The organism is Terriglobia bacterium (assembly GCA_020072845.1).
Classification (GTDB): domain Bacteria; phylum Acidobacteriota; class Terriglobia; order Terriglobales; family Acidobacteriaceae; genus JAIQGF01.
The window spans coordinates 171,986-192,949 of record JAIQGF010000014.1 but is presented as its reverse complement, the minus strand read 5'-3'; the positions used below and the strand labels follow the sequence as shown (position 1 = coordinate 192,949).

The 20,964-nt window shown below is 61.3% G+C and carries 16 protein-coding genes and 1 tRNA gene; 15 read left to right on the top strand and 2 right to left on the bottom strand.

Annotated features, from left to right (window positions below):
• Positions 1–5: 5 nt before the first annotated feature.
• Both LAN70_15440 and LAN70_15435 read right to left on the bottom strand, forming a co-directional pair.
• Positions 6–1,718, bottom strand: a complete 1,713-nt coding sequence (locus LAN70_15440) for a hypothetical protein (protein MBZ5512546.1) — start codon at positions 1,716–1,718, stop codon at positions 6–8.
• Positions 1,719–1,818: 100 nt separating this feature from the next.
• Positions 1,819–2,175 (bottom strand): Smr/MutS family protein, encoded by a 357-nt coding sequence (locus LAN70_15435; protein ID MBZ5512545.1) that lies wholly within the window; start codon positions 2,173–2,175, stop codon positions 1,819–1,821.
• Between the two features lie 45 nt (positions 2,176–2,220).
• Between LAN70_15435 and LAN70_15430 the strand changes: the two genes are divergently transcribed.
• The 15 genes from LAN70_15430 (at position 2,221) to LAN70_15360 (ending at position 20,960) form a co-directional block, all read left to right on the top strand.
• Positions 2,221–3,693, top strand: a complete 1,473-nt coding sequence (locus tag LAN70_15430) for a TldD/PmbA family protein (GenBank protein MBZ5512544.1) — start codon at positions 2,221–2,223, stop codon at positions 3,691–3,693.
• A 21-nt stretch (positions 3,694–3,714) separates the two neighbouring features.
• The gene (locus tag LAN70_15425; protein MBZ5512543.1) at positions 3,715–4,503 is read left to right on the top strand and encodes a hypothetical protein; all 789 of its coding nucleotides are present in this window, start codon (positions 3,715–3,717) and stop codon (positions 4,501–4,503) included.
• Positions 4,504–4,528: 25 nt separating this feature from the next.
• Positions 4,529–5,908 carry a TldD/PmbA family protein gene (locus tag LAN70_15420; protein MBZ5512542.1) on the top strand — a complete coding sequence of 460 codons (1,380 nt, stop codon included), beginning with the start codon at positions 4,529–4,531 and terminating at the stop codon, positions 5,906–5,908.
• Between the two features lie 145 nt (positions 5,909–6,053).
• Positions 6,054–6,377 (top strand): PilZ domain-containing protein, encoded by a 324-nt coding sequence (locus LAN70_15415; GenBank protein MBZ5512541.1) that lies wholly within the window; start codon positions 6,054–6,056, stop codon positions 6,375–6,377.
• An 18-nt stretch (positions 6,378–6,395) separates the two neighbouring features.
• Positions 6,396–7,193, top strand: coding sequence for a response regulator transcription factor (locus tag LAN70_15410; GenBank protein ID MBZ5512540.1), 798 nt, complete (start codon positions 6,396–6,398; stop codon positions 7,191–7,193).
• Positions 7,194–7,421: 228 nt separating this feature from the next.
• On the top strand, positions 7,422–7,904 hold the full coding sequence (bfr, locus tag LAN70_15405; GenBank protein MBZ5512539.1) for a bacterioferritin: 483 nt from the start codon (positions 7,422–7,424) through the stop codon (positions 7,902–7,904).
• Between the two features lie 29 nt (positions 7,905–7,933).
• Positions 7,934–8,023, top strand: a tRNA-Ser gene (locus LAN70_15400).
• 190 nt (positions 8,024–8,213) lie between these two features.
• Positions 8,214–9,455, top strand: a complete 1,242-nt coding sequence (locus tag LAN70_15395) for a hypothetical protein (protein MBZ5512538.1) — start codon at positions 8,214–8,216, stop codon at positions 9,453–9,455.
• Positions 9,398–9,892 carry a hypothetical protein gene (locus LAN70_15390; GenBank protein MBZ5512537.1) on the top strand — a complete coding sequence of 165 codons (495 nt, stop codon included), beginning with the start codon at positions 9,398–9,400 and terminating at the stop codon, positions 9,890–9,892. The genes LAN70_15395 and LAN70_15390 overlap by 58 nt, the downstream gene beginning before the upstream one ends.
• A 21-nt stretch (positions 9,893–9,913) precedes the next feature.
• Positions 9,914–10,987, top strand: coding sequence for a hypothetical protein (locus LAN70_15385; protein ID MBZ5512536.1), 1,074 nt, complete (start codon positions 9,914–9,916; stop codon positions 10,985–10,987).
• A gap of 809 nt (positions 10,988–11,796) precedes the next feature.
• Positions 11,797–13,797: a cytochrome c family protein gene (locus LAN70_15380; protein MBZ5512535.1), complete on the top strand. Its 2,001-nt coding sequence runs from the start codon at positions 11,797–11,799 to the stop codon at positions 13,795–13,797.
• Between the two features lie 398 nt (positions 13,798–14,195).
• On the top strand, positions 14,196–16,757 hold the full coding sequence (locus LAN70_15375; protein MBZ5512534.1) for a hypothetical protein: 2,562 nt from the start codon (positions 14,196–14,198) through the stop codon (positions 16,755–16,757).
• Positions 16,758–17,608: 851 nt separating this feature from the next.
• Positions 17,609–19,252, top strand: a complete 1,644-nt coding sequence (locus tag LAN70_15370; protein MBZ5512533.1) for a hypothetical protein — start codon at positions 17,609–17,611, stop codon at positions 19,250–19,252.
• On the top strand, positions 19,249–20,028 hold the full coding sequence (locus LAN70_15365; GenBank protein ID MBZ5512532.1) for a hypothetical protein: 780 nt from the start codon (positions 19,249–19,251) through the stop codon (positions 20,026–20,028). Before LAN70_15370 ends, LAN70_15365 begins: the two co-directional genes overlap by 4 nt.
• Positions 20,025–20,960 carry a hypothetical protein gene (locus tag LAN70_15360; GenBank protein ID MBZ5512531.1) on the top strand — a complete coding sequence of 312 codons (936 nt, stop codon included), beginning with the start codon at positions 20,025–20,027 and terminating at the stop codon, positions 20,958–20,960. Before LAN70_15365 ends, LAN70_15360 begins: the two co-directional genes overlap by 4 nt.
• Positions 20,961–20,964 lie beyond the last annotated feature (4 nt).

The following is a 20,964-nucleotide window of genomic DNA, read 5'->3' as shown; positions in this document are numbered from 1 at the left end:
TAAGTTTAAACGTCCGCCGCCGGGGCGTGGGGAGAGCCCAGCCGTATCAGTGCCTGGCGCAGGCGCGGGTGCTCGCGCATCAGGCGCAGGTAGTCCCATTCTTCGTCCGCCATCTTGGCGCGAATGATGTGCAGCAATTTCGCTTTTTCCGCCGCGGTCCAGGTGCGCAGGTCGGCGGCGGAGTTCAGGGAGAGGGCGAAGTTGCTGAAGGCGTAGCGCTCGTCGGAAGTCAACTCGCCCGGGGAAGAATTGAGCGCTGAGGCCAGGCGCTGGGTGCAGGCGGAGCGAAAGGCGTCGGGGTCGCCACCGGACTTCGCCATCTCGCGGAGCACGGCCATGCCGAGGGTGCGCGCGCGGAAGCGGTCCCAATCGCCTCGCGGCGTGCGGGGCATTTCGAAGAAGACATGGCCGGCGGCAAGTTTGCGCAGGGTGCGTGCGGGCGTGCGATAGCGCGGGTCGGCGGCAATCTTCTTTTCTTCTGCTTCCACCAGCGCGGCAAGTTCCGGCCGCCCGGGACGGAAACCGAGCTTGCGGTAGAACCAGAACGCGCCGGAGGCGATTGCTTCCTCGTTGTCCGCGCCGAGCTGGTACGGGTACACGGAAATCGTGTCCATGCCGAGCAGTTGGCGGAGCGCGCGCAGCACTTGGGCGTAGGTCCAGCCCGTCTCGCCTTCACGAAAGGCATAGAAGGTGTTGAAGCCGATTTCCATCCAGTCGGCGAGTGCGATCGCTTCCAGGTAGTTGATCGGAATTCCGTTCTTGAGCGTGAACCCCGCAGCGTAAGTGCGCAGAGGGAAACGCCGGCTGGGTGGAAGTCCCCAGATAAAAATCTGCGTGCCGCGCCCGGCCTCGGCGAGATAGACCGGCGGCGCTCCGAACGTCATGCCGTAGAGCCCGCGGTAGCGGACGGTCAGCACCTCGCGCCCCATGTTGATCATGGCGGCGCTTTCGCCGGGCGAGAGGGTCTCCAGGCTGAGTGGGGAAGCGAGTTCGCGCGCCAGGGAGACGTCGCCGCGGCGGATGAGCGGCTCGCGATGAAAGAACGCCGGGCGCGAGTTGCCGCGGGCGAGAGTGCGGCTGGCGGGAAGCCCGCCGAGGTTCCACTGCACCGGCAGTTGTAGCGATTCGTACAGTTCCGCCTGGCCGCGCTCGGGCATGTTGAGCGAGGCAAAGCGCCGCAACAGCCACGCTACTTCGGGCTCGTTGCCGCGAGCCGCATCCAGCCACTCGCGATAGGGCACGTCAGGCTCGACGAAGCCGTCTTCATCGAGCAGCGGCATGAAGCGCGGCCAGGTGTTGGCCAGGCGTGCGGAGTTGATGTCGGCGTCCCAGCAGATTTCGACGTGCTGCGGATACGACTGCGCCAGCCAGGCGGCGATCTCGTAAGGAAACGTGTCCACGATTTCAATGCCGGCGATGCCGGAGACCGATTCGTCGTCGAAAGCGGACATGTCGGCGCCGGAGGCGCGCAATTGCTCGACCCGCGCGTGCATGCCCGCGAGCAGCGCTTCGCTGATGCGCACCACACCGGGCCCTTGCGGGAACGCGCGCGAGAAGAGAAGTGCGTCGTGAAAGCGGATGAGAGACTGCGCGTCGCGGAAGCGCACCTTGCCCGCGGCGGCGATGGCCATCTCCGCGCGCGCGGCTTCGCCGGGGCCGAAACGGCGCTTGCTTTCCTCAAGCCGTGCGAGGAGCCGCTCTGACTTGTCTGTGGCCATGAATTTCGCGGAGATGGCCGGGAAGTGTACCCTGAACTGTCACGGGAGTCACTAGCGCGTTCGCCAGCCAGCCAGGTCAACATTCCGCCTTCGTCGCCGGTCACAGCACCACAATCGAAATCCCCTTGTTCCCCCGCCCCAAATCGGTGTCTTGTTTCAGCTCAGGACAAGACTGCAACAGCGCCCACGAGCGCTCGTCGGAAATCCGCCACTCCTCGCCGGCGATGAACGCGCGTAGTTCTCCGGCGCGCGCCCGCTGCATCAACTCCGCCTGCACCGCCATGCGAATCGCGCCGCCTTTCCCGGAAGAGCCGTACCCATGGATGATCTTTACCGCCGCATACCCCTCGGCTCGTGCCATCCGCAGCGCGTCATTCAGCAATGACAATGCCAGCGGCACCGTCGGCATGTCCTGCTCCAGGTTAACGACCTTCAGCGCCGATTTCCGCCTCTTCATCCCGCAACTCCCGCTCCTCATTTATCATGTCTGCTGGTTATGAGCATGAAGGAAATTGCCAGTTGGGCGCTGAATGTATGCAGCGCGCGCGGCGTGCAGTTCGCCGACTGCCGCATCGTAGACGAGCGCCAGCGCGGGCTCGCCACCAAGAACGGCAAGATAGGGCACGTGGCCGACAGCCAGTCGCTCGGCATCGGCATCCGCGTCCTGGCTGACGGCGCCTGGGGATTCGCCGCTACCGAGGATCTGACGCGCGCCGGCGTCCAGATCGCCGCCGGGCAGGCGGTCGAGATCGCACGCGCGTCGGCGCAGGTCAAGCAGCACGACGTGCGCCTCGCGCCCGAGAAGGCATACACGGATGACTGGAGCAGCCCGTACCAGATCGATCCCTTCGGCATCTCGGTTGAGCAGAACCTCGACCTGCTGATGAGGGTTGACGCCGAACTGCGTGCGGTCAAAGGAATTACGCTGGCGGAAACTAACATGAATTTCCGCCGCTACGAGCAGTGGTATTACTCCTCCGACGGCTCCGACATTCACCAGGTGAAGCACACGACGGGCGCCGGATACGCGGCGTTTTCCTTTGCCGGCTCGGAAATTCAGAAGCGCTCATATCCGACTTCGTTCGGCGGGCAGTGGCAGGACAAAGGATACGAGCTGATTCACGAGCTCAAGCTGCTGGAGAACGCGCGGCGGATCGCCGAGGAGTGCGTCGCGCTGCCTAAAGCCGACCAGTGTCCGCAAGGGAAGTTTGACATCATCCTCGATTCCTCGCAGCTCGGGCTGCAGATTCACGAGTCAGTGGGACACCCGATCGAACTCGACCGCGTGCTGGGCATGGAAGCCAATTTCGCTGGCACCTCGTTTCTCACCATCGACAAGCTGCGCAAGCTGAAGTACGGCAGCGAACTGGTGAACGTGGTGGCCGACGCGCGCCCCGAGCACGGGCCCGGCCTCGGCACCTTCAAGTACGACGACGAGGGCGTTCCGGCGCAGTGCACGCCGATCATCAGCAACGGACTGTTCACCGGATACCTGACGTCGCGCGAGACGGCGGCGATGGTCGGACTGGAGCGCTCGGGCGGCACGGTGCGCGGCGAAGGCTGGAACCGGCTGCCCATGATCCGTATGACCAACGTCAGCATCTTGCCGGGGGAAAAGAAGCTCAGCCCAGAGGAACTGATTGCCTCCACCGACCACGGAATTTTTTTTCAGACGAACCGCTCCTGGTCGATTGACGACAAGCGCTACAACTTCCAGTTCGGCACCGAGATCGGCTGGGAGATCAAGGGCGGGAAGCTCGGGCGCATGCTGAAGAACCCGTCGTATTCCGGGATTACGACTGAGTTCTGGAATTCCATGGACGCCATTTGCTCGCGCGAGCATTGGACGTTGTGGGGCACGCCCAATTGCGGCAAGGGACAGCCGCAGCAAGTGATGGGAACGGGACACGGCGCCAGTCCGGCGCGATTTCGGGGAGTGAAGGTGGGCACAGCGTACAAGGGCGCGTCGATGTGAACTGGGTAGGAGCGATTACCCGTGAAGACTAAGTCAATCTTCGAATACTACTTTTTTGGAACCAGTCTTCGATACCTGCAGGATGTGCAAGCCGACTGGCTAGTTGGCGACCATCCATCGGGCTGGGGCATACGCACTAACCTGTCTAAGTTCCTGGAAGCCTTGGAGGATCTCGGGCTGCAGGTAACTTCCCGCGCATGTGGGGAGCTAACGAAGTTGTTGGAGGAGTTGTCCAAACCTGGGCAGGGTTCAGGTCTTTCGGAAGACCAAGCGAGGAGATTGAGTGAGCAGATGGACCGGATTCGGACTACATTGGACGCAGAACTGCAAGGTTTCGAGGCATACGTCGTTACGCCGAAGAGAATAGACGTTGCGCGCCTCTTGAAAGACGTCCCATCACTATTCTCCCCAGGGACCTTTGCAAAACTGCCCGACCTAGCTCGTTACGATCTCACCGAGGCGGGGAAGTGCATTGCATTCGAACGGCCGACCGCGGCTGCCTTTCACCTGCTGCGAGCAACAGAGGCCATTTTGCGTGCCTATTACCTCGAACGGGTGCATCGCAACCGGGCTACATTGATGTGGGGCCCGATGGTAGCGGATCTTCGCACCCGCAAGGTTCTGAAGATTCCAGAAACATTGCTGACCAACCTGGATGACATTCGAATAACGTTTCGCAATCCTACGCAGCATCCCGAGAAGGTTTATGACATTGATGAAGTACAAGACTTGTGGGGCAGATGCACGGATGTCATCAGCAGAATGGCTAGAGATTTTTCGTTGACGGCAGTGGCAGGTGGACGGCCGTAATCAAGGTAATGAGGGGCGAGAGTTCGTGCTCAACAAAGACAAAGCCCAGGATACGTTCGATCGCGTAAAGAAGTTCTCGAGCGCGGACGAGATTGAGTTGCTCATCTCCGGCGGGCGGAATGCCCTCACCCGCTTCGCCAACAACACCATTCACCAGAACGTGGCGGAAGAGAATTACGTTCTTTCGGTACGCACCGTGTTCGACGGCCGGACGGCGCGCGCCACGACGAACAAGTTCGATGATGAGAGCGTTCGCCGCTGCGTCAAGGCGAGCGAGGATTTGGCGCGCGTGCAGGCGAAAGATTCCGACCTGCTGCCGGTTGCCGGGCCGGATGCGTTTTGCGCAGGCCCGCAAGTGGGGCGCACATTCAGCGAGACGGCCGGCATCACTCCGGCAGACCGCGCGGAAGCCGTGGGCAAGATCGTGCGCGTCGCCCAGCGCGAGAACCTGACCACGGCAGGGATTTATGCGACCTCCGAGTCCGTGGAAGCGGTATTGAATTCGCGCGGATTATGCGCCTATCACACGCAGACCTCGGCGGAGATTTCCGTCACCATGCTGGCCAGAGACTCATCGGGCTGGCAGAAGGCGAACTCGCCGGATGTGCGCAATCTGGATCCAGTGGCGCTGGCGGAGATTGCGGCGCGCAAGGCGCGCGAGTCCGCCGCGCCCCAGGAACTGGCGCCGGGCAAGTACACCGCGATCCTGGAGCCGGCGGCGGTGCTGGATTTGTGCGGCTTCATGTTCTGGGACTGGGGCGGGCAGACGATTCTCGACGAGCGCTCGTTCCTCAACAACCGTATTGCGACGCAGTTGTTCGGCCCCAACGTCACCATCTACGACGACGTCGATCATGCACTGCAGTCGGGTCCGCCGTTCGACGGAGAGGGCGTGCGGCGGCAGCGCGTTGCGCTGGTGGAGAACGGCGTCCCCAAGCGGCTGGTGTACGCGCGCGCCACGGCGGAGAAGATGAAGAAATCGGGGCACGCCGGCAAGGTGGGGCCGGTGGAGGTCACCGGTCACGGCCTGCCGCTGCCGAATGAAATCGGCGAAATCCCGCTCAACATTGTTTTTGCGCCGCCGGCGGAACCGAAGACGGTGGAGCAGATGGTGGCGACGACCGAACGCGGCGTGCTGATCACCCGGCTGTGGTATATCCGCGAAGTGGACGCGTACGAAAAAATTTTGACCGGCATGACGCGCGACGGCACGTTTTACGTCGAGGGCGGCAAGGTGCGGCACGGCATCTTGAATTTCCGCTTCAACCAGAGCCTGATTGAACTGCTGGCGAACGTCGAGGAGATGGGCCAGCCGGTGCGGGCGAGCGGGGAAGAGTCGTTCGACATGGTCGTGCCGGCGATGAAAGTAAAGAAGTTTAACTTCACGGAAGTGACGAAGTTCTAAGCGAGTTTTCAGTCCTCAGTCTTCAGTTGTCCGCCTGCTCGACAACCGAAAATGAAGACTTCCGGGTAACCCTCGCAGGTGACCTCACCCGGTAATACTTTGGTAACTTTAAATCAGCAAGAAGTCGGTGTAATCTACGGCCTTCGTGACTCTTGAAGAAACATCAACGGAACTGAGAACCTCGGTTCGGTTCCCGCTTAGGCTCCCCATCGCCATCACGACATCGGGCGAAGAACACCTGGCGGAAACGCAAGACATTTCATCCGGCGGGGTCCTGTTTCATCTGGAATCGGAAATGAAGGTCGGATCGCCGATCGAATTCCGCATTTCGATGCCGGCAGCAGTGTTGGGCGCATCCACGGATGTATTGGTAAGCGGTCTGGGACGCGTGGTACGTTGTAGCGTCGAAGGCGAACGCCGCGCCATTGCGGCCGTCATTGACGAGTATCGGTTCGAGCGTCGCCAGTAGACCTCCTGGGGGAGCCACATGGCCAGCCGACTGGCCAAAGCACAAGCGGAGACTCAACCCACCTCGGGCGAAAACGGCCAACCCACCTCGGCCGAAAACGGCCAACCCATTCGTGTCATCATCGCCGACTCGCAAGCCATTTTCCGCGTCGGCATCCGCAAAGTGCTGGCGGTGGAGGACGACCTGCGCGTCGTCGCGCAGGCGGAAACGCTGGCCCAGGCGTTCTCGGCGGTGGCCAAGTTTCCCGCTGACGTGCTGCTGTTCGAGTCGCGCATCTCTTCCAATGCACCGCAAGCGGCGACGGAATTTCTGAAGCGCGCCCCGGAGGTCAAGATGATCGTGATCACCGGCGATGTCGATGCCGATCAGACGGTGGAATACCTGCGCCGCGGAGTGCGCGGCATCGTGACGCGCTCCATCGCCCCCGACCTGCTGGTGAAGTGCGTGCGCAAGGTCGCCGAGGGCGAGACCTGGCTGGACAACCGCGGCGTCAACTGGATGATCGAGGCCTACCGCTCGCAGGCGACGCTGCTGACCGCGCCGCGTCCCAAGAACCGCCTGAACGACAAGGAACTGCGGATCGTCTCCTGCGTGGCGCAGGGCATGCGCAACAAGGAAATCGCGCAGCAGGTCGGAACCACGGAGCAGGTGATCAAGAATTATCTGCGCAAGGTGTACGACAAGCTGGGCGTTTCCGACCGCCTGGAACTGGCGCTGTACTGCATTCACCACCGGCTGATGAACAAGGGCGCCGCAGCGGCGGATGTATCCGAAGCCGCGGCCGCCGCCTCCAACAGCGCCGAGGTGGCGGAATAGCGCATCGGAAATCAGGCCAGCCGCCGGGACCTGTTCAGGAGCACGAGCCGCTGGCTTCCTCCCTGGGAATGTAGGCCCTCTTCCTGAGTGGATCTTCTCCGTCAACCAGATTTCCGCCGGCGTTGCCAAACTGCGAGCAACATTCGGGCGTGCCTCCCATCTGGTAAACTTCTGGGTTCGCAATTCCATCCGGCAATCATCGATGTGCCTGGCCGAAGGGAGGCAATCATGAAAGGCGATGCGAAAGTAATCGCGGTCCTGCAGGAAGTGCTGAAGGCGGAGCTGACGGCCATCAACCAATATTTTCTGCACGCGGAAATGTGCGAGAACTGGACGTACTACAAACTGGCGGAGACCACGCGCAAGGAATCCATCGAGGAGATGACCCACGCCGAGAAGCTGATCGAGCGCATCCTGTACCTGGACGGCACGCCGAACATGAGCGACTACTTCAAGATCAATATCGGCGCGACCATCGAACAGCAGCTCAAGAACGACCTGCAACTGGAGTACGACGCGGTGAAGCGCCTGAATAACGGCATCCGCACCTGCGAGGCCGCCAGCGATAACGGGTCGCGCGAGCTGCTGAAGCAGATTCTGATGGACGAAGAGCACCATGTTGACTGGCTGGAAGGCCAGTTGCATGCGATCCAGGAAATGGGAATCCAGAATTACCTGACCCAGCAGTTGGGCGACAAAAAGGTAGAATAAGAGAGTCGTCCCGCCTTCGAAGTGTCTCCGGAGAGATGGCCGAGTGGCTGAAGGCGCACGCTTGGAAAGCGTGTATACGGGAAACCGTATCGAGGGTTCGAATCCCTCTCTCTCCGCCATTCTTCCAACCTGGCAAGCACGATCAATGCGGATGGCGGCGCTCCGGCCACTGCATCTCCATCAGGCACCACGGTCTATCTGACCTCCAAGGGGACCGGAGCTGCGCAAAACTTCACGCTGTCGTCGGGATACTCGTACGACACGTCGAACTTTGGCAGTTCGTCTTTCACCGGCAACTCTGGATCGACAATGACCGGAGGTCAGGACGCGCAGTACACGACCGTCTACGATGCGGGAGTGATGACCGTCACCGTCAATGGTCACGCCAATTCCCTCAATTGGGGATCGGGCGCAACGAGTTCGACCATCGCCGCGGGATTAGCTTCCAGCGTCAACGGCGATTCGAATGCGCCGGTAACCGCCAGCGCTTCCGGCTCGGTGGTTACTCTGACGGCGAAGACTTCCGGCGCGTCAACGAATTACAGCTTGTCCTCGGGGACCACGTACGATTCCGGCAACTTCAGTTACGCGTCTTTTTCGTACACTAACTCTGGCGGAACGCTCACCGGTGGACACGACATCGGCGTCCCCGTGTATGACGCAGGGACAATGACGATTACCGTCAACAGCCATGCTAATTCGGTTTCGTGGGGACAGGGCTCGACGGCGGCCGGAATCGCTTCGTCCCTGGCGTCGGCGATCAACGGCGATAGCGGATCAGCGGTAACGGCAAACGCGAATTCGGCGACCGTGAACTTGACCGCCAAAACCACGGGCACAGCGAGCAATTATTCACTGTCGTCGTCGTACACCTTTGCGTCCGGGAATTTCTCGAACTCCTCGTTTACGACCAGCAATTCGGGGGCGAGCCTGACGGGCGGGCAGAACGCGGTGTACAACACCGTCTACGACACCGGGACGATCACGGCCACCGTAAATGGGACTGCGAAGTCGGTGTCTTATGGACAATCTTCAACCCCCTCTTCGCTGGCCTCGGCGCTGGCCGTCGCTTTTAACGGCGATTCCGGATCGCCAGTAACGGCGACTGCGGCGGGTGGGACGTTGGCGTTGGCCACCAAGGCGGTTGGATCGGTGGTTAATTACTCACTGTCCGCTTCGTCCAGTACCGGGAACTCGAATTTTACCGGCACATCGTTCCCGGCAACTCCGTCAGGGGCAGCATTGACCGGGGGCAGCGACCCAGGAACTTACACGCCGTACAGCTATACGCTGACTTACGCTCCCAACGGCGATATTCTCAATGCCAATGACTCAGTGAACGGTAGCTGGACGTACACCTACGACACCTTCAACCGGCTCAAGACGGCCGTGGCGACGAACGGCTCGGGATGCAGTTGGGATTACGACCGGTACGGCAATCGCTGGCACCAGAACACATATAACGGCTCGTGCCTGACGCCGACGGGCAGCGCGTGCGCAAGGATGCGGGCGGCAGTTCTACTGGCTATGTTTACTTCGGCGGGGAGTTGATATCGGAACAAGACATCGCCACAGGGTACTACACGGACTACGTGTATGCTAACGGACGGCGGATTGTTCGCGCCTACAGCTATCATTACCAGATTGAGATTATGGGTACCAATTGCTCAAACTGCGGCTGGCAGGTTTCCGGTTTTGATTTCCCTAACGCAGCAGCATACGCAGGGTACGTCATCCAGAACGGCGACAAACTGTTCTTGCAGCAGTGGCAGCAAAACGGGGCGCAGGGCGGGATGATGGTTACCTTCTCTGACGCTTCCAATACGAATTGGTACACCTACGACCAAGACGGCCAGCAGATGAACAGCGACACCATCAGCAATACCAACCATCTGCGCCGGATTGACCTGAGCCAGTACGCCGGGAAAGCGATATCATCCATCAGCTTGATTGTCGACGGAAACACCACGCCGGGCAGTAGCTGGTAGATTCTTTACAAGGACATCGTTTTGGTGAGCGCGGACGGCACGGTTCGCCCGATCTATACCGAGCAGAAGACGGTCGCGATGAATGTGTGGGGGACGGCAGGTTCCAGCCGGACGTACCAAATCGAAACTTGGGGAGGGGCTGGGCCGTACATCGACAGTATGCACTTCTACCATGGCGATCACCTCGGCTCGGCCCAATTGCTCACCAATTGGGGCGGCTGGCCCATCTGGTCGGGCACGTACCTTCCGTTTGGGGCCGAGTGGACTCCCACGATTACGGAGAACCACCTCAAGTTCACCGGCAAAGAACGTGACTCGGAAACCGGCCTCGACTACTTCGGGGCCCGGTACAACGCCAGCACGATCGGCCGGTTCATGACGCCCGATTCGGTGTCGTACTCCAACCGCAAGAATCCGCAGAGCTGGAACCTGTACGCGTATGCGCTCAACAATCCAGTTTCGTTTAGAGACGCAGATGGCCACGAGATCGTGTGCGCGAACAATGCAGCGCAGTGCCAAAAGGACGCGGCGACTGCGACCGGAAACGCTGAGGCCGCGAAGCGCGTCACCACCAATACTGTAACCACCGATCACAGCTTCCTCGGCATCCACTGGACAACGAGCAAGACGACGATAGCAATCACCGGAGATATGAAGAGCTTCTCTGCGTTGAGTCCGAATGCAGCTAAACTCGGGGCCTTGGTACAAGACAGCCGAACCGTAACTGTTAGTTACGACAACCTTGCAAGGCAGTCGAGTTGGGACACGGGTCTGCCACTCAACGGAGGCTCCACAAGCTACATGAACCCTTTCCTCGCAATCATCGACCCGACTCGAACAGCGGGAGCTGTTTATGACCCTGATGCGGTAGCGCAGAAGATTCCTCAAGCAAATACAGCCGAGGAGTTTGGTCACGAGGTTTTGGGACACATATGGGGAGACATGCTCGGCGGAGCCCCGGCAGGGACAAGAGCAAATATGCGCGATTCAATCGCCGGAGAAAATGCCGTCCGCGCACTAGACCCAACGCGAGGCCAAAAGGGGATCGAGTCTCATCACAACTATAACGAGATGCCTCCCGACCCTCCCAAGTAGTAGCCGGTGTCTAATGTGTAAAGGAGTGCAGGATGCCTGAAACAGTGCGGTCCCATAGCGCGGGGAAATTCGTGAAGGTTCTCCTTGCCGCAAATCTCTGCTTCTGGATTTACTTTGGGATCGCCTTTGCTCACGCGTCGTACCCGTTCAAACATGATCCGTGGGGCCATCCAGCAGGAGCGGGATATACCTTTGCGGGACACTCCATCGGGATCGTAGAGTCTCCGTTCACGCATCCGTTTTTCAACCTCGCCTTTTGGGTCGAGTTCCCCTCCTTCGCCTTGGCGAGAGGTGGCCAGAATCTGCTTTTTCCGCAGGTGACGGGTGATCGTTTCTTCGCGGGAATCTCGGAGGGGGGCTGGAGACTGCTGACGATAGTAGCGCTCTCGTTTCTCCAATGGTACTTGGTTGGGTGGGTCGGTCAGAAACTCTGGGAGAGGTTCAGGCACGATCCGGGTGGCGCTTTGAATCACGCTCCATCGTCATGACCCGACCACTGAGCAGAGTACCTGCCGCTCGCGTTCCAGGGCGGCCAGGACGTTCGATCCGAGGCGGGTGAGATCAGATGAGGCCGGGGAAATCCTTCCGCACCTGGGAGCGGGCATACTCGCGAGACGGTCATTGCGCCCGGCGGGAGCTCAGCCTGCGAATTGATCTTGCTTCGCGCGGGCTGGACCGGGGTTCGTGTTCCGACATCGCGGATGGCCATGGCCATCGGTGCCACACAATTCAATATGCGCTCGGCGGGCTGATGTAGTAGTTTCCCCCCAACGCAGCCAACCGGCGGACTTCCATCGTGAGGCGATAGATTGGCACAGCGACACGAAGACTGGAGCGCCACTTCCGTTTTGTGCGGTTTGTCCCTTGGCATCCGGGCCGTGCTGCGCCTGGCTGGTATTGCGGCCATCCTGCTGTGTGCCGGCACCGCTCGAGCCCAAATTTCTCCCGGCCCCCTCTCCAGCTCTCACCGTTTCCTGGAGGGCGCAACCAACTGCACCAGCTGTCATCGCCTCGGCGGGCAGGCCACGTTCAAGTGCCTGGACTGTCACAGCGAAATCGCCGGCAGGATCGCCGCCGGGCGCGGCTTCCACGCCCGCTCCGTGGCCAAAAGCGCCGGCAGCCAGACCTGCGCCCGTTGCCACTCCGACCACAATGGTGAGCAGTTTCCGCTTATCAAGTGGGAGCCTTCGCGGCAGCAGTTTGATCACGCCCAGGCAGGTTGGCCCTTAACCGGAAAACACGCGGCCCTGAGTTGTAACCGCTGTCATATGCCGGCCTTCATCGTGGCAGCTGAAAAACCGCTGATCAAAATGAAGGACCTGGGCCGCACTTATCTCGGCCTCTCCCGCGATTGCGTCGCCTGCCACAAGGATCCGCATCGCGAGCAACTGGGCCGCACTTGCGAACAGTGCCACACCACCAACGACTGGAAGAACGTCCCTAAGTTCGATCACGCGCGTACGCGCTACGCTCTTACCGGGGCGCACGCGCGCGTACTCTGCGAAAAGTGCCATACACCGGCGGAGCGAGGCGGAGCTCCGCGCTGGACCGGGCTGATCTTCGATCGCTGCACCGGCTGCCACGCCGACCCGCACCGCGGCACCTTTGTCAATTCCTGCCAATCGTGCCACAGCACCGTAACCTGGAAGTCGGTGGCGCCGGCCGTACTGGCGGGCAAGTTCGATCACGCGACCACGAAATACCCCTTGCTGGGCAAACACGCGCTGCTGCGCTGCGAGCAATGTCACGCGAGTGGTGACTTCAAGAAGCCGGTCGCGTTCCGGAAGTGCTCTGATTGCCACCGTCCCGATCCCCACTCAGGGCAATTCGCCAAGCGTGCGGATAAAGGGGAATGCGAAGGCTGCCACACCGTGGAAGGCTTCAAACCGGCCAAGTTCGGGCTGGTCGAGCACAAGGCGACTGCGTACCCGCTCGAGGGCAAGCACGCCTCAGTCGGTTGCGAAAAATGCCACCTTCCCGCGGGCAAGGCGACTCTCTATCGCATCAAGTTCGGCCTGTGTACCGACTGCCATAAAGACGCGCATGACCGGCAGTTCGCCGCCGCTCCTACCCTGAACCGGTGTGAGTCCTGCCACACGGTGCAGAGATTCCGGCCCTCAACCTTCACCCTGGAGCGGCACAAGACCTCGCGTTTCACGCTCGCCGGCGGTCACCTGGCGGTCGCTTGCGGCGATTGTCATAAACCAACCGGAGAAGGCAGCTTCGAAAAAGTGGCACGTTACCGGTTCGAGGACCGCTCCTGCACCGCCTGCCACCGCGACCCGCATCGGGGTCAATTCGCGGAACGCATGCTGAAGACCAGCGCGGGTAAGCCAGGCGGCTGCGAAGCATGCCATTCGCAATCGTCGTGGAAGGAGTTGTCGCGCTTCGACCACGCTTCCACAAAATTCGTCCTGATCGGCTCTCACCGCGGAGTCGCCTGTGCGGATTGCCACAAGCCGCCGAATCTTGAAACCAACCTGGCAAACGTTGATTTCCGAACCGCGCCGAATACATGCGAGGGCTGCCACAAGGATGTCCACGCCGGCCAGTTCGCTACTGCCGCGACATCCCCAAAATGCGAAAGCTGCCACAACAGCAACAAGTGGAAGCCTTCCCTGTTTGACCACAACCGCACCCGCTTGCCGCTCGAGGGCGTGCACCGGAACGTCCGCTGCGTCCGTTGCCACAGCAATATCAAAACCGTGAACGGAAGCGACGTGTTGTACTACAAGCTCACTCCCGTGCAATGCGAGGCTTGCCACGGGCCGGCGGTAACCTCGCCGGCCGCGCCTCGCGCCGGCAGCTAACAAGCACCCGGCAATCGTGTCGTGCCGCTAGCCGCAGGTGAATGTTTTCAACAGCATGCAAGTTTTGCTGGAATCAGGTGAAATTTTCACGCCTTCTCGTATCCAACCTCCTCAATTGATCGGCAGGACGATTACCCTCTGGCATTCGCGATGGCCGCTGGTACACGGGATTTCGTAATCTTCCCCGCCCCACACTAAAACGGTACTGTCGACGGCGAGGGAATTGCTTGTAGTGCTTCAACAACACCCTCTCCTATCGCGCGTTTAGGGATGAGCGCGCCAGGGATGCCAGCGAGCCGCGAAGAAGTCTCCCGCAGCCGCTGTCGTGGGGTAGTTCACAGCCGACCAAGGGACCGAACCTGGGAAGTGGATTCCATCGGGAAAGTGCAAGGCGCTTGGTGTCGACACTGGCAATTCAATTCGTTCTGTTGCTGCTGACCACGCTTGGTGGCGTTCCAGCGCAGCCACCGCGTGTGCCTGAAACCACGCGCAGCCCCCACGGCAAGCTCGACATTCCCTGCCAGAACTGCCACACGTTTAGCGGCTGGAAGCCGATCCGCAAAGTGCCGGAATTCGATCACAACAAGACGCGGTACCCGTTGCGCGGCCTGCACAAGGACGTTGCCTGCCAGCAGTGCCATACCAATGCGGTGTTTGCCAACGTGGGCAACAAGTGCGCCGATTGCCATGCCGACATTCACCGCCGCCAGATGGGAGCGCAGTGCGAGCAATGCCACAGCGTCAACGGCTGGACGATCTCGCTGAAATCCATTCGCGAGCACCAGAACCGCTTCCCGCTGATCGGCGCGCACGCGGTCGCCGATTGCGAGTCCTGCCACAAAGGCGCCGCCGTCGGCCAGTACCAGGGACTGTCCACCGATTGCGTCGGCTGTCACATGAATTCGTACCTCAGCACGAAATCGCCCAGTCACACTGCCTTGGGATTTCCGACGCAGTGCCAACAGTGCCACACCACGATGGACTCGTGGGCGGGCGCGCGCTTTGATCATGCGGCCTTCACCGGTTTCCCCCTGACCGGCGCGCACGCCCAACTGGACTGCGTCGCCTGTCACGTGGGCGGGCGCTACCAGGGCACGCCGACAAACTGCATCGGTTGCCACGCCAAGGACTACAACGGCGCCAAGGACCCCGACCACGTCAAGATCGGATTCGCGCAGACCTGCTCGCAGTGCCACAGCACGACCACTTGGCTGGGCGCGAAATTTGATCATGCCAGCACCGGTTTCGTCCTCACCGGCGCCCACGCCACCCTGAATTGCTCGGCCTGCCATACCGGCGGGACACTGACCGCGGCGAATACCACCTGCGTGTCGTGCCACCTCAACGATTTCAACGGGACGCAGAATCCGAATCACGTCACCATCGGGTTCTCGCAACAGTGCACGCTGTGCCACAACACGACCACCTGGCTGGGCGCGACATTCGATCATGCCAGCACCGGTTTTGCGCTCACCGGCGCGCACGCCACCCTGAATTGCTCGGCCTGCCATACCGGCGGGATACTGACCGCAGCGAACACCACCTGCGTGTCGTGCCACCTGAACGATTTCAACAAAACCACCAATCCAAACCACGTGACGGGCGGGTTCTCGCAGCAGTGCAACATCTGCCACACGACGACTGCCTGGCAGCCAGCCTCGTTCGACCACAGCAAGACGGCGTTCCCGCTGACCGGCGCGCACACCACGGTGCCCTGCACGCAGTGCCACACCGGCGGAACCTACACCGCCATCTCGACCGCCTGTTCCTCCTGCCACTTGGCGGACTACCAGAAGACCACGAACCCGAATCACACGGTGGTCGCTTTCCCGACGAACTGCACGCAGTGCCACAGCACAGCGACCTGGCTGAGCGCGACGTTCGATCACGCGACGACGGGTTTTGCGCTGACTGGCGCGCACGCCACCCAACCTTGTTCCGCGTGCCACGCGGGCACTCCGCTCACTGCCGCCAACGCGGTCTGCTCGTCGTGCCACATGTCGACGTACCAGCAGACAACCAATCCGAATCACACGCTGGTCGCTTTCCCGACGACCTGCCAGACCTGCCACAGCACCACCGACTGGCTGAGCGCCACCTTCAATCACGCGACCACCGGTTTTGCGTTGACCGGCGCGCATGCCACTCAACCCTGTTCCGCGTGTCACGCGGGCACTCCGCTCACCGCCGCCAACGCAGCCTGCTCGTCGTGCCACATGTCGACCTACCAGCAGACGACTAATCCGAATCACATCGCGGTTGGCTTCCCGACGGATTGCTCGTTGTGCCACAGCACCACCAACTGGCTGGGTGCGACGTTCAATCACGCGACCACGGGGTGGGCGCTGACCGGCGCGCATACCACCCTGAACTGCTCGTCTTGCCATGGCGCGGTCATGCTGACGGCGGCCAATACCGCCTGCGTGTCCTGCCACCTGAAGAACTACAACTCAACCACGAATCCGAATCACGTCACGGCCGGGTTCCCGCAGCAGTGCGAGGTCTGCCACTCGACCACTGCCTGGCAGCCCTCAACCTTCAATCACAGCCAGACGGCCTTCCCGCTGACCGGCGCGCACACCAGCGTGGCCTGCGCCAGTTGCCATATCAACGGAAAATACGCGGGCACGCCGACCGACTGTTATTCGTGTCACAAGACCGAGTACCAGACCGTCACTAACCCGAACCACGTCGCGGCGGGATTCCCCACCACCTGCCAGACGTGCCACACCACCACCACCTGGGCGGGTGCGACGTTCAATCACACCTGGTTCAAGATTCCGCACCACTCGGCGCAGTTGTGCAGCGACTGCCACACCAATCCTTCTGACTACACCGTGTTCCTATGCACCCAGTGCCATACGCAGGCGCAAACCACCTCGCAACACTCAGGCGTCAAAGGCTTCGTCTGGAACAGCACGAACTGCTACTCCTGCCATAAGAACGGTGGCGGCGGCTAATGGGGCAAGCTGGGCGAAACATGTGGACAAGAATTCGATCTGGGAAGCAAGTGTTGCGGGCGCGTGACGCCGCGAGGCTGGCACAAGTGATGTGCGTTCTGCTTGCGAGTGCCGGAGTGGGCGCCGCCCAACAGGAGCAGTCCTTAGCTGAACAGGCCAAGAAGGTGCTGCAGGCAAAACAGCTACCAAGCCAATCGCAGGCGTCGGGCCAGGAATCGTTGGCGGAGCAAGCACGGAAAGCGCTGCAGCCGCAGCCAACCGACCAACCGCAGGCCACCGATGCCGACAGCAACTCCTTGGGCGAGCAGGCAAGGCGAATCGTGCAGGAGCGCAACCTGCTGCGCGCGCTGCACACATTGCCGCGACGACCGCTGTTTCACCTGGAACTCGCGGTGCAAGCTCCAGCGCAGCGTTCCGGGCAAACGATAGCGCAGGCCGCTCCGGTTGCACGCCCATCGCGAGGGGCAACACCCGCCAGCCAGCAACTCTCGCTGTCGCAAATCTTCCGTTCACGCGCCGCGCAAGCGCCCACAGAGGGGCCGCTGCCGAAACCCTCGCCCGTTGCAAAACAGCCGCCAACAGCAGCACCGCCATTGGAGCCAGCAACAAAATCAAGCCAGCCGGCGACGCCAGCGGCACCCGAGGCAAAGCCAGCTCCGAAGCCGCCTGCGCCCGTTTCTCCCGCGCAACCTGCGCAATCTTTTGATGCCACATTGCTGCCGCCGCCTCAACCGTCACAGCCGGCGCCCGTGCCAAATGCAGGGCCACGACCAGCGCCTATACCGCAGGCACAGCCGCAGCCGTCACCGGTTTCTCCAGCGCAACCTGCGCAACCGGTTCAGGTTGATGCCGTGCTGCTGCCGCCCGCGCTCAATATCCAGACCGACTTCAAAGTAAAGTACGTCGGTCAGGATGCCGTGTACCTCATCGGCGGCCGTGCTGCCGGCCTCGCGCAGGGAACCAAGCTCACCATTAAGCGGCGCGTTGATTCCGGGGCGGCCAAGGACATGGTGGCAGTGGCCGAACTGGAAGTTGCCTCGGTTGCGGCGACCTCTGCCGTATGTGACGTGAAGAGCGCAACCGGTGAAATTCGTGCCGGCGACATCGCTTACCTTTCCGAGCTTGACGCCGAAGCCCTCGCTCAAGCACGCGCTGTTGGTGGACAGCGCAAGTATCCGCAAGTGGTGACGTTCAGCGAAGGCGACCCGCTGGACGAAGAGGCGCGCGAGGAAATTCCGCGCCCGCCGCTGCCGGAGGTGAACCGGGCGCGCGGGCGGGTCGGGCTCGATTACAGCGGCATCAGCAGCCACGGCTCGGTCGCATCCAGCAGCTCTCAGATCGGCGGCGTGCTGCGGGCGGATATTACGCGCATCGGCGGCACCTACTGGAACATGAGCGGATACTGGCGCGGCCGTCTCACCAGCAGCTCCTACGCCGGCCAGCAAACCCTGCAAGACCTGATCAATCGCACCTATCACCTCAGCGTCAGCTACGATAACCCGAAATCAACTTGGGTGGCCGGTTTCGGCCGCCTGTACCTGCCGTGGGCCAGCAGCCTCGACACCATCGATGGCGGCTACGTCGGCCGCAAGCTCGGGCACGGAGCGACAGCCGGCATGTTTGCCGGGTCCACACCCGACCCGACCTCCTGGGATTACAACCCCGACCGCCGCATCGCCGGCGTGTTCGTCAACTTCGAGGGCGGCAGCTTCGACTCGGTGCATTACACCAGCACGTCGGGCGTGGCGCTGAGCAGCTTGGGCTGGATACTCGATCGCCCCTTCATATTTTTCGAGAACGGAATCTTTTTCAAACGCTACTTCTCCATCTATCAATCGGCCCAGGCTGATGATCCGCGTCCTGCGCCGGGCGTCACTCGGGCAGGCGCTGGCCTGAGCCGCAGCTATACTACGTTGCGTTTCCAGCCGCACCCGCGCATTTCCTTCGACCTGAACCACAACTACTTCCGCGATGTTCCCAGTTTTTCGGTGCAACTGATCAGCACCGGGCTGGTGGACAAGTATCTTTTCCAGGGCCTGAGCGCAGGCGTGCGCGTCGAACCGGTGCGGCACGTCTCGGTGTACACCGACATCGGCCGCAGCGAGCGCACGGGAGACCAGAAGACCTCGATCAACCAGTTGTACGGCGTCAGTTGGGACCACATCTGGAAGACCGGCCTGCGGGCTGACGTGCGCGCCTCCAAGTTCGACAGCTCATTCGGCTCGGGCAGCTACCGGTCGCTGGCGTTGTCGCGGAACTTTGGCGACTCCCTGCACTGGCAGATCCAGGCAGGCCGGCAGACGCTGGTATCTACCTATAGCGCCCAGGGCGCATCCCGGTTTATCAATTCGTCGGTCGATGCTTCGTTCGCCCGCCACTACTTCCTCCAGGGCGACTTCACCACGCAGCGGGGCGGCGTTCTCGATTACGACCAGTGGATCCTTACCCTCGGCTACCGCTTCGACAATCGCTCCCGGATAGGAGTGGCTCCATGAGACTGGTCCGTCTGCTCCTATGCCCGCTGTTGCTCTGCGCGCTGGCCGCGCCCGCTGCCGACAAGCAGCCCGCCGACATTGTTGATCGCACGCGCGCGCAGGTTGGGAACTTCATCAAGCTGTTTTCAGAAGTGCGTTGCACGGAAGAGGTCTCGCAAATCAAGCTCACGAAACGCGGCAAAGTCGAGCACCAGGAAAAATCGGTCTACGATTACCTGGTCATCGCGCAGGAATCAGGATCAGACCTGAGCTTGCAGGAATCGCGCCTCGAACAGCAGGGTGCGGCCAAGAAGACCAGTGTCCCGATGCTGGTGACCAACGGTTTCGCCACCCTGCTGCTGGTATTTCATCCGTCCTACCAGGATAGTTTCGATTTTTCACCGCCTGAAATGGACGACGCGAAGGGGCAGACCCTCGCCAAGGTCCGGTTCCGCCATCGCCCGAACAAGCCGTCCACCACGGAGCTTGTTCTCCGCGGCCGGGAATATCCCCTCGACCTGACCGGTACGGCATGGATTGATCCCGAGTCCGGCAGTATCGTCCGCATCGAAGCCGAGCTTTCGCAGAGCATGGACGACATCGGACTGCGCGTGCTGCGCACCGATGTGGAGTACGCCCCGGTCACCTTGCGCGGCGTGGATGCGACCCTGCGCTTGCCGTCGGTGGCCACAGTGGAGGTTGAAACCGCGCGCCAGCACTGGCGCAACGTCCACCGCTTCCGCGGCTACCAGCATTTCGACGTCAGCGTCGAGGAAACTGTGAAGGCCAAACCATGAGCACCACCTCCATCGCGCAACCCACACTGCCCCGATTTTCGCTCAGCGGCCATGCCGTTCGCCTTATCGTCGGGTATGCCGCCGCCCTGACCGTTATATTCAGCGTGGCCATTTACGGATTCGACTACTACACCCTCGACGCGGCGCAACGCCCGTACTCTGCCAAGCACGCGCTGCTCAAGCCGAGCGGCGCCATCGGGATCAAGCTCGGCGTGATCGGCTTGCTGATGTTTCTCGTGATCTTTTTGTACCCGCTGCGCAAGCGCTGGGCGTGGCTGTCGCGCCAAGGAAGCACCAAGCACTGGATGGATTTCCACGTCCTGCTCGGAGTCTTTGCGCCCTTCGTGATCGCCTTCCACGGGTCGTTTAAATTCCGCGGTTTTGCCGGCATGGCGTTCTGGATCATGACCGCGGTCGCGTTGAGCGGCGTGGTTGGCCGTTATCTCTACGGCCAGATACCGCGGCGCGTGACCGCGGCGGAGTTGTCGCTCGGCGAAACGCGCGACATGCAGGAGCAGTATGCCGATGCGCTTGCGTCGCAGCGCCTGATCCGGCAAACCGACCTGTGGGCCCTGTTTGACGTCCCCACGGAAGCTCAGGTAGCGCGCATGCCCGTGGTTGTGGCACTTGGATACATGATTTTTCTGGACCTCATTCGACCCTTTCGCATCGCTCGCCTGCGCCGCCGGACCTTGAGCGGCATGGAATGGCTGTCCACGCTTGGCGGCCTGTTTCAAAGCTCACACGTGGAGCTGGAAAAAGCGGTCGCCGCTGCCCGCGATTACTCTTCCCTGTCCAAGCGCCTGGCGTTTCTTTCGCGCGCGCAGCGGGTGTTTCACCTCTGGCACGTGGTCCACAAGCCCTTCAGCTACTCGTTTGCGGTCCTGGCCATTTTCCACATCGGCGTGGTGTGGATGTTGGGATATCTATGATGGC

What these genes read in the sequence shown, in the direction of transcription:
- LAN70_15430 (MBZ5512544.1), top strand. Translation starts at nt 2,221, where the DNA reads ATGAAGGAAATTGCCAGTTGGGCGCTGAATGTATGCAGCGCGCGCGGC.
- LAN70_15440 (MBZ5512546.1), bottom strand. Translation starts at nt 1,718, where the DNA reads ATGGCCACAGACAAGTCAGAGCGGCTCCTCGCACGGCTTGAGGAAAGC.
- LAN70_15395 (MBZ5512538.1), top strand. Translation starts at nt 8,214, where the DNA reads ATGACCGGAGGTCAGGACGCGCAGTACACGACCGTCTACGATGCGGGA.
- LAN70_15360 (MBZ5512531.1), top strand. Translation starts at nt 20,025, where the DNA reads ATGAGCACCACCTCCATCGCGCAACCCACACTGCCCCGATTTTCGCTC.
- LAN70_15435 (MBZ5512545.1), bottom strand. Translation starts at nt 2,175, where the DNA reads ATGAAGAGGCGGAAATCGGCGCTGAAGGTCGTTAACCTGGAGCAGGAC.
- bfr (MBZ5512539.1), top strand. Translation starts at nt 7,422, where the DNA reads ATGAAAGGCGATGCGAAAGTAATCGCGGTCCTGCAGGAAGTGCTGAAG.
- LAN70_15410 (MBZ5512540.1), top strand. Translation starts at nt 6,396, where the DNA reads ATGGCCAGCCGACTGGCCAAAGCACAAGCGGAGACTCAACCCACCTCG.
- LAN70_15365 (MBZ5512532.1), top strand. Translation starts at nt 19,249, where the DNA reads ATGAGACTGGTCCGTCTGCTCCTATGCCCGCTGTTGCTCTGCGCGCTG.